This is a genomic window from Pseudomonas putida (assembly GCF_028682175.1).
GTDB lineage: Bacteria > Pseudomonadota > Gammaproteobacteria > Pseudomonadales > Pseudomonadaceae > Aquipseudomonas > Aquipseudomonas putida_AD.
The window spans coordinates 89,515-97,994 of the sequence record NZ_JANHKS010000020.1 but is presented as its reverse complement, the minus strand read 5'-3'; the positions used below and the strand labels follow the sequence as shown (position 1 = coordinate 97,994).

The window sequence follows — 8,480 nt, the reverse complement described above, 5'->3', positions numbered from 1 at the left end:
CACCGCTCCCGCCGGCAAGCCGTGCTGCTACGGGGCGATGAGTTAGCGGAGCAGGCACAAAAAAGCCCGTCACATGGACGGGCTTTTCGGTCGGGCAGGGCGCCTGTCAGTGCGTGCGGGCCACTGCGAACTCGCTCAGTTCGATCAGCGCGTCGCGGTATTCGCTGGCTGGCAGGGCGTCGAGGCAGGCGATGGCGCGGGCAGCGTAGTCGCGGGCCAGCTTGGCGGTGTAGTCCAGCGAGCCGGACTGCTCGACCGCCTCACGGATGCTCTCCAGATCTTCCAGGCCGCCTTTCTGAATCGCCTTGCGCACCAGCGCCGCCTGTTCGGCCGTGCCTTCACGCATGGTGTAGATCAGCGGCAGGGTCGGTTTGCCTTCTGCCAGGTCGTCACCGATGTTCTTGCCCATGGTCTCGGCGTCGCCGCGGTAGTCCAGCAGATCATCGACCAGCTGGAACGCGATACCCAGGTGATCGCCAAAGGTGCGCAGGGCTTCGCTCTGCACATCGTTGGCCTGGGCCAGGGCGGCGGCGCTGTGGGTCGAGGCTTCGAACAGCATGGCTGTCTTGCCGCGAATCACTTCCATGTAGGTTTCTTCGGTGGTGCTGGCGTCGCGCACCTTGGACAGCTGCAGCACTTCGCCTTCGGCAATCACGCGGGTGGCCTTGGACAGGATCTTCATGACCGGCATCGAGCCCAGCTCGACCATCATCTCGAAGGAGCGAGAGTAGAGGAAGTCACCGACCAGCACGCTTGGCGCGTTGCCCCACATGGCGTTGGCGGTCGAGCGGCCACGGCGCATGCCGGACATGTCGACGACGTCGTCGTGCAGCAGGGTCGCGGTGTGCAAAAATTCGATGGTCGCCGCCAGCAGGCGCAGATCGTCGCCGCCATGGCCCAGTGCCTTGCCGCACAGCAGCACGAGCAGGGGACGCAGGCGTTTGCCACCGGCGGAGGTGATGTAGTCGCCGATTTTGGAGACCAGCGGCACGCGCGACGTCAGCTGCTTCTTGATAATGTGGTCGACGGCTGTAAAGTCGTCAGCCACAGCGCGATAGAAGGCTTGAGGTTGCATCTGCAAGGCGTGCTCCATAAGGGTTGCGCGGCATGCTAGGTGGCAGGCCCCACCCTGTCAAGGCGTGACGTAAGGCCCCTTGCAAGGCGTTCGCCGCTTGCGTACAATCGCGCACCCTAACTTTCCTGGGCAGCACCTGCCTTACGCAATTGCATGACCGGCCTTTCCAGCCCCATGCAGCCATGCCAGCCGATACTCTTCTTATAAAGAGCTGGGTGAGCAGGATTTTCGGAGATATACCATGTCGTACGCAGTAATCGTTACTGGTGGCAAGCAGTACAAAGTCGCCCCAGGTGAATACCTGAAAATTGAAAAACTGGAAGTCGCCACCGGCGAAACCGTTACCTTTGACCGCGTTCTGTTGGTTGCCAACGGTGACGACGTCAACATCGGTGCTCCAGTTGTCGCCGGCGCTACCGTTGTGGCTGAAGTGATCTCCCAAGGTCGTCACGATAAAGTCCGCATCATCAAGTTCCGCCGTCGTAAGCACCACATGAAGCGTATGGGCCACCGCCAGTGGTTCACCGAGATCAAAATCACCGGTATCCAGGCCTGATTTTTCAGCCTGATACCCTAATAGGAGTATTGAACTCATGGCACACAAAAAAGCTGGTGGTAGTACCCGTAACGGTCGCGACTCAGAAGCCAAACGCCTTGGCGTGAAGATGTATGGCGGCCAGGTAATCGTTCCGGGCAACATCATCGTGCGTCAGCGCGGCACCCAATTCCACGCTGGCTACGGCGTTGGCATGGGCAAGGATCACACCCTGTTCGCTAAAGTCGAAGGCGTGATCAAGTTCCAGGTTAAAGGCGCCTTCGGTCGTCGCTATGTAAGCATCGTGCCAAAGACTGAAGTCGCGGCATAATCTTGCTTTAGCAACAAAAGGCCCTGTCGTTGACAGGGCTTTTTTGTTTGTAGCAGTCTTGGTTTGGTGAGTCTCTTGCAAAGCTGTTTGTGTGGGCCGTTGTGGTGTGAGGCGCTGGTTTCTGATCGGTATCGCAACGCTCATCTTTGCAAGAGCCTTATGAATTTATGTTGTTTGCTCGTCTTTGTGACGGGAGGCGTGCGTTATGAAATTTGTTGATGAAGTATCCATTCGGGTGAAGGCCGGTGACGGCGGCAACGGTTGCATGAGCTTCCGTCGCGAAAAATTCATCGAAAACGGTGGTCCCAACGGCGGTGATGGTGGTGATGGCGGCTCGATCTACATGGTCGCCGACGAAAACCTCAACACCCTGGTCGACTACCGCTACACCCGCCACTTCGATGCCGAGCGCGGTTCCAACGGTGGCAGCACCGATTGCACCGGCCGCAAGGGTGAAGACCTGGTGCTGCGCGTGCCGGTCGGTACCACGGTGATCGACGCCAGCACCCAGGAAATCATCGGTGACCTGACCAAGGCCGGTCAGCGCCTGATGGTGGTGCAGGGTGGTTGGCACGGTCTGGGCAACACCCGTTTCAAATCCAGTACCAACCGTGCGCCGCGCCAGACTACGCCAGGCAAGCCGGGCGAGCAGCGTGACCTGAAGCTTGAAATGAAAGTGCTGGCCGACGTTGGTCTGCTGGGTTTGCCGAATGCTGGCAAGAGCACCTTCATCCGTTCGGTTTCGGCCGCCAAGCCAAAGGTTGCGGACTATCCGTTCACCACGCTGGTGCCAAACCTGGGCGTGGTCAGCGTCGATCGCTGGAAGAGCTTCGTCATCGCCGACATTCCCGGCCTGATCGAAGGCGCATCCGATGGCGCAGGCCTGGGCATTCGCTTCCTCAAGCACCTGGCGCGTACGCGTCTGTTGCTGCACCTCGTCGACATGGCGCCGCTTGATGAAAGCGATCCGGCCGATGCCGCCGAAGTGATCGTCAACGAGCTGCTCAAGTTCAGCCCGGCGCTGACTGATCGTGATCGCTGGTTGGTCCTGAACAAGTGCGACATGCTGCCGGAAGAAGAGCATGAAGCGATCAAGCAGCGGATTGTCGAGCGTCTGAACTGGGAAGGTCCGGTCTATATGATCTCGGCGATTTCCAAGCTGGGCACCGAGCGCATCAGCCACGACATCATGCGTTACCTGGAGGATCGTGCCGATCGCCTGGCTAATGACCCGGCCTACGCCGAAGAGCTGGCCGAGCTGGATCAGCGCATCGAAGACGAAGCCCGTGCCCAGTTGCAGGCGCTGGACGATGCCCGTGCCCTGCGTCGCAGCGGCGTGAAGAGCGTGCATGACATCGGCGATGACGATGATTGGGATGAAGATGATGTGGACGATGAAGATGGTCCGGAAATCATTTACGTCCGTGAGTGATCGAGTGAAGTAAACTACAGCGCCGCTCCCAGAGCGGCGTTTTAGTATCTTGGATTTGTACTTTCTGGCTTAAGGTTGAAAGATCATGCGGAGCAAGGTGACAGGTGCCCAGCGTTGGGTTGTGAAGATCGGAAGTGCGCTGCTGACGGCGGACGGCAAGGGTCTTGATCGCAACGCGATGGGTGTTTGGGTCGAGCAGATGGTGGCGCTGCATGAGGCGGGCGTCGAACTGGTTCTGGTTTCTTCCGGTGCGGTGGCCGCCGGTATGAGTCGACTGGGCTGGGCTGCGCGACCGAGTGCCATGCATGAGCTTCAGGCGGCGGCGGCGATTGGCCAGATGGGCCTGGTGCAGGCCTGGGAGTCGAGCTTTGCCGAGCATGACCGGCACACCGCGCAAATTCTGCTGACCCACGACGATTTGTCCGACCGCAAGCGCTACCTCAATGCCCGCAGCACCTTGCGCACGTTGGTGGAGCTGGGCGTGGTGCCGGTCATCAACGAAAACGACACGGTGGTCACCGACGAAATCCGTTTTGGTGACAACGACACGCTGGCGGCGCTGGTGGCCAATCTGGTCGAGGCGGACTTGCTGGTGATCCTGACGGACCGCGACGGCATGTTCGACGCCGATCCGCGCAACAACCCCGAGGCGCAGCTTATCTACGAAGCCCGTGCCGATGATCCTGCGCTCGACGCCGTGGCAGGCGGTACCGGTGGTGCGCTGGGGCGCGGCGGCATGCAGACCAAGCTGCGTGCGGCGCGTCTGGCGGCCCGTTCGGGTGCTCACACGGTGATCGTCGGTGGTCGTATCGAGCGCGTGCTGGCACGCCTCAAGGCCGGTGAGCGGCTGGGCACGCTGCTGTCGCCTGAGCGCGGCATGCTGGCGGCGCGCAAGCAATGGCTGGCTGGGCACCTGCAGACGCGCGGCACTCTGGTGCTGGATGACGGTGCGGTCAAGGCGCTGACGGAAAGCAACAAGAGCCTGCTGCCTGTGGGTGTGAAAGTGGTTCAGGGCAGTTTCCGTCGCGGCGAGATGGTGGTGTGCGTGGCAGCGGATGGTCGCGAGATCGCCCGGGGCTTGAGCAACTACAGTGCCCTCGAGGCGCAGAAGATCATCGGTCAGCCCTCCGACGCCATCGTCAAGGAGTTGGGCTACATGGCCGAGCCCGAGCTTGTGCACCGCGATAACCTGATTCTGGTCTGATCCTTCATATAAGGAAGCTGCAATGCGAATCGTGAAAGGGATAGTGGGCGCGCTGCTGATGCTGCCTTTGCTGGCGTCGGCCGAAGAGATTGGCCAGGTGTCGACGGTGTTCAAGTTCGTCGGCCCCAATGACCGGATCGTGGTCGAGGCGTTCGATGATCCCAAGGTCGATGGCGTGACCTGCTACCTGTCTCGTGCCAAGACGGGCGGCCTCAAGGGTGGGCTGGGTCTGGCGGAAGACCGTGCCGAGGCGTCCATTGCCTGTCGCCAGGTCGGGCCGATTCACTTCAAGGGTGAGTTGAAGGACGGCGACGAAGTGTTCAAGGAGCGCACCTCGCTGGTGTTCAAGACCATGCAGGTGGTGCGTTTCCTGGACAAGAAGCGCAATACGCTGGTGTATCTGGTGTACAGCGACCGCGTGATCGAGGGCAGCCCGCAGAATGCGGTGACAGCGATTCCGATCTTGCCTTGGGCGCCTGCGCCGGCTCCGTGATTGAGTGAGGAGGCTGGGCGAGGGGTTGGCTTGGGATTGTTACCCTGATGCCCTTCGGGCCTTTCGCGGGCAAGCGCGCTCCTACATTTGTTGCAACGTGCCATCGTCTGTTGCAGCGTGCCTCGCTCTTGTAGCAGCACGGCTTGCCGGCGGGAGCGATTTTGAGTCGGCGGTGGTCTTGAGAATGTCCCCGCCGGCAAGCCGTGCTGCTACGGGGATCAAATCGCGGGCAATAAAAAACCGACCCTGAGGTCGGTTTTTTAATAAGCGGTCGCTTAGGCTGCAGCTTGGTTCAGAGCCTTGACGTGACCGTTCAGGCGGCTCTTATGACGAGCGGCCTTGTTCTTGTGGATGATGCCTTTATCGGCCATGCGGTCGATAACTGGCACAGCCAGAACATAAGCGGCTTGCGCTTTGGCAGCGTCTTTAGCGTCGATGGCCTTAACTACGTTCTTGATGTAGGTACGAACCATGGAACGCAGGCTGGCGTTGTGGCTGCGACGCTTCTCAGCCTGTTTTGCACGTTTTTTGGCGGAAGGTGAGTTGGCCACCGTCGAGCTCCTCGAAAGACTTGGGAAATAGCTAACAAAATAGGCCGCGAATCATGCCGATGAGTTTGATGCTTGTCAAGGGCGGATGATGCGTTCCGCTGAGTGGTCGCCGTGTGATGCCAGGGTTGTTTCATTCCGGCGTACGACCTGTAAACTCGCGGGTTTTGGCTCAGTGCTGTTTTGCGGCGCGGAGTATCGCATAAATGGACAGCGCTTACGCGCATCCTTTGGTCGGGCGCACACACTTTAGATGAATCTACTCAAATCGCTTGCCGCCGTAAGCTCTATCACGATGCTTTCGCGGGTCCTGGGTTTTATCCGCGACACGATCATCGCCCGGGCTTTCGGGGCTGGAATGGCAACGGATGCCTTCTTCATCGCATTCAAGCTGCCCAACCTGCTGCGCCGGATTTTCGCCGAGGGCGCCTTCTCCCAGGCCTTCGTGCCGATCCTGGCCGAATATAAAAGCCAGCAGGGCGAGGAAGCCACCCGCACCTTTGTCGCTTATGTCACCGGCCTGCTGACGCTGGCCCTGGCGCTGGTCACGGTACTGGGCATCGTCTTCGCGCCGTGGGTGATCTGGGCCACCGCGCCGGGCTTTGCCGACACGCCGGAAAAATTCCAGCTGACCTCCGACCTGCTGCGCGTCACCTTTCCTTATATATTGCTCATCTCGCTGTCATCGCTGGCGGGGGCGATCCTCAACACCTGGAACCGCTTTTCGGTGCCGGCCTTCGTGCCGACGCTGCTCAACCTGTCGATGATTGTGTTCGCGCTGTTCCTCACGCCGTATTTCCATCCACCGGTCATGGCCCTGGGCTGGGCGGTGCTGGCGGGCGGTCTGCTGCAATTGCTCTATCAACTGCCGCATTTGAAGAAGATCGGCATGCTGGTCCTGCCACGCCTCAATCTTCGCGATACCGGTGTGTGGCGGGTGATGAAACAGATGCTGCCTGCCATGCTCGGCGTGTCGGTGAGCCAGATTTCGCTGATCATCAACACCATCTTTGCCTCCTTTCTGGTGGCAGGCTCGGTGTCCTGGATGTACTACGCCGACCGCCTGATGGAATTGCCATCCGGTGTGCTGGGTGTCGCGCTGGGCACGATCCTGCTGCCGATCCTGTCGAAAACCTACGCCAACAAGGACCGCCACGAATATTCGCGCATCCTCGATTGGGGGCTGCGCCTGTGTTTCGTGCTGGTGCTGCCCTGTACGCTGGCGCTGGGGCTCCTGGCCGAGCCGTTGACCGTGTCGTTGTTCCAGTACGGCAAGTTCGACGGCCATGACGCACTCATGACCCAGCGTGCATTGATTGGTTACGCGGTGGGGCTGTTGGGTATCATTGTGGTCAAGGTGCTCGCGCCCGGCTTCTACGCGCAGCAGAACATCCGCACCCCGGTGAAGATCGCAATCTTCACCCTGGTGGTGACTCAGGCGTTCAACGTGCTGTTCGTGTTCGGCATCCACCTGGCCCACGCGGGCCTGGCGCTGGCGATCAGCATGGGGGCCTGCCTCAATGGCCTGCTGCTGTTCTGGCAGTTGCGCAAGCAGGACCTGTTCCAGCCGCAGCCGGGCTGGCCGGTGTTCCTCGTCAAGCTGCTGGTCGCCGTGTCGGTGATGTCGGCGGTGCTGCTGGGCTTGATGCATGTCATGCCGGCCTGGTCGGATGGTCAGATGCTCGACCGCTTCCTTCGTCTGGGCGGGTTGGTTATCGCCGGTGTCGTTGCGTATTTCGGCATGTTGCTGTTGCTGGGCTTCCGCCTGAAAGACTTCGCCCGCAAGGCGATCCTGTAGGATCAGTCGTCGGTTTATGCCGGTTAACGTCGATTGTTGCGTTTTGCCTGGGTGTGTCGCCTGTCGTTGAGGGCGGTGTGTGGTTATAATCGGCCACTTTATGAGCAAGAAGCGCGTTATGCAGCTGGTTCGAGGTCTTCACAACCTGCGCCCCCAGCATCGGGGCTGCGTCGCCACCATTGGCAACTTCGACGGGGTTCACCGTGGCCACCAGGCTATCCTGGCGCGTCTGCGTGAGCGTGCCGTCGAGCTGGGCCTGCCCAGTTGCGTGGTGATTTTCGAGCCGCAACCGCGCGAGTTCTTTGCCCCCGAGACGGCGCCAGCGCGTCTGGCGCGCCTGCGCGACAAGCTGGATCTGCTGGCGGGCGAGGGCGTCGACCTGGTGCTGTGCCTGGCGTTCAACCAGCGCCTGAGCAAGCTCTCCGCCGCCGAGTTCGTCGACACCGTACTGGTCGACGGCCTGGGCGTGAAGCATCTGGAGGTCGGTGACGATTTCCGTTTCGGCTGTGACCGGATCGGCGATTTCGACTTCCTGCAAAAGGTCGGCGCCGAAAAAGGCTTCACCGTGGAAGCGGCACAGACCGTCGAAATCGACGGCGTGCGCGTCAGCAGCACCAAGGTGCGAAATGCCCTGGCCGCCGCAGACTTCACCCTGGCCGAGCATCTGCTGGGCCGTCCGTTCGAGATATCCGGCCGTGTGCTGCACGGTCAGAAGCTGGCGCGACAGTTGGGCACGCCCACTGCCAACGTGCAGCTCAAGCGTCGTCGCGTGCCCCTGACCGGTGTCTACCTGGTCAGCGCCGAGATCGACGGCAAGGTCTGGCCAGGCGTCGCCAACATCGGCGTGCGACCGACCGTGGCGGGGGATGGACGCCCGCACCTTGAAATACATCTTCTGGATTTTGCCGGTGATATCTATGGCCGGCGTTTGACGGTGGTCTTCCACCAAAAGCTGCGCGATGAGCAGCGTTTTGCCTCCCTGGAGGCGCTCAAGACGGCGATCGATGCGGATGTCGCTGCCGCCCGTGCCCATTGGGGCATGGTCAACCGCTAATTTAGAGCCT

At 60.7% G+C, this 8,480-nt stretch carries 9 protein-coding genes; 7 read left to right on the top strand and 2 right to left on the bottom strand.

Annotation, left to right across the window (positions count from 1 at the left end; all coding sequences use genetic code 11):
• Positions 1–106: 106 nt before the first annotated feature.
• Positions 107–1,075: a polyprenyl synthetase family protein gene (locus tag NPS29_RS15830; RefSeq protein WP_274133671.1), complete on the bottom strand. Its 969-nt coding sequence runs from the start codon at positions 1,073–1,075 to the stop codon at positions 107–109.
• 241 nt (positions 1,076–1,316) lie between these two features.
• Between NPS29_RS15830 and rplU the strand changes: the two genes are divergently transcribed.
• The 5 genes from rplU (at position 1,317) to NPS29_RS15805 (ending at position 5,070) form a co-directional block, all read left to right on the top strand.
• Positions 1,317–1,631: a 50S ribosomal protein L21 gene (gene rplU, locus NPS29_RS15825; protein ID WP_093464734.1), complete on the top strand. Its 315-nt coding sequence runs from the start codon at positions 1,317–1,319 to the stop codon at positions 1,629–1,631.
• Between the two features lie 37 nt (positions 1,632–1,668).
• Complete coding sequence (gene rpmA / locus NPS29_RS15820; protein ID WP_037015434.1) at positions 1,669–1,941, top strand: 50S ribosomal protein L27; 273 nt, start codon at positions 1,669–1,671, stop codon at positions 1,939–1,941.
• Positions 1,942–2,146: 205 nt separating this feature from the next.
• A complete protein-coding gene (gene cgtA, locus NPS29_RS15815) occupies positions 2,147–3,373 on the top strand; it encodes an Obg family GTPase CgtA (RefSeq protein WP_274133670.1) in 1,227 nt (408 codons plus the stop codon).
• Positions 3,374–3,458: 85 nt separating this feature from the next.
• Complete coding sequence (gene proB / locus NPS29_RS15810; RefSeq protein ID WP_274133669.1) at positions 3,459–4,577, top strand: glutamate 5-kinase; 1,119 nt, start codon at positions 3,459–3,461, stop codon at positions 4,575–4,577.
• A gap of 22 nt (positions 4,578–4,599) precedes the next feature.
• Positions 4,600–5,070 (top strand): CreA family protein, encoded by a 471-nt coding sequence (locus tag NPS29_RS15805; RefSeq protein WP_274133668.1) that lies wholly within the window; start codon positions 4,600–4,602, stop codon positions 5,068–5,070.
• Positions 5,071–5,345: 275 nt separating this feature from the next.
• On the opposite strand, the gene rpsT is transcribed toward NPS29_RS15805, so the two are convergent.
• Complete coding sequence (gene rpsT / locus NPS29_RS15800; RefSeq protein ID WP_108237862.1) at positions 5,346–5,621, bottom strand: 30S ribosomal protein S20; 276 nt, start codon at positions 5,619–5,621, stop codon at positions 5,346–5,348.
• A 250-nt stretch (positions 5,622–5,871) separates the two neighbouring features.
• Between rpsT and murJ the strand changes: the two genes are divergently transcribed.
• Together murJ and ribF are read left to right on the top strand one after the other, a co-directional pair.
• Entirely contained in the window at positions 5,872–7,416 is a 1,545-nt protein-coding gene (gene murJ / locus NPS29_RS15795; protein ID WP_274133667.1) for a murein biosynthesis integral membrane protein MurJ, read from the top strand.
• Positions 7,417–7,534: 118 nt separating this feature from the next.
• Positions 7,535–8,470 carry a bifunctional riboflavin kinase/FAD synthetase gene (gene ribF, locus NPS29_RS15790; protein ID WP_274133666.1) on the top strand — a complete coding sequence of 312 codons (936 nt, stop codon included), beginning with the start codon at positions 7,535–7,537 and terminating at the stop codon, positions 8,468–8,470.
• Positions 8,471–8,480: the final 10 nt, after the last annotated feature.

Bases quoted from the DNA above. Each gene is read 5' to 3' on its own strand.
- NPS29_RS15830 (WP_274133671.1), bottom strand. From the start codon at position 1,075: ATGCAACCTCAAGCCTTCTATCGCGCTGTGGCTGACGACTTTACAGCC.
- rplU (WP_093464734.1), top strand. From the start codon at position 1,317: ATGTCGTACGCAGTAATCGTTACTGGTGGCAAGCAGTACAAAGTCGCC.
- rpmA (WP_037015434.1), top strand. From the start codon at position 1,669: ATGGCACACAAAAAAGCTGGTGGTAGTACCCGTAACGGTCGCGACTCA.
- cgtA (WP_274133670.1), top strand. From the start codon at position 2,147: ATGAAATTTGTTGATGAAGTATCCATTCGGGTGAAGGCCGGTGACGGC.
- proB (WP_274133669.1), top strand. From the start codon at position 3,459: ATGCGGAGCAAGGTGACAGGTGCCCAGCGTTGGGTTGTGAAGATCGGA.
- NPS29_RS15805 (WP_274133668.1), top strand. From the start codon at position 4,600: ATGCGAATCGTGAAAGGGATAGTGGGCGCGCTGCTGATGCTGCCTTTG.
- murJ (WP_274133667.1), top strand. From the start codon at position 5,872: ATGAATCTACTCAAATCGCTTGCCGCCGTAAGCTCTATCACGATGCTT.
- ribF (WP_274133666.1), top strand. From the start codon at position 7,535: ATGCAGCTGGTTCGAGGTCTTCACAACCTGCGCCCCCAGCATCGGGGC.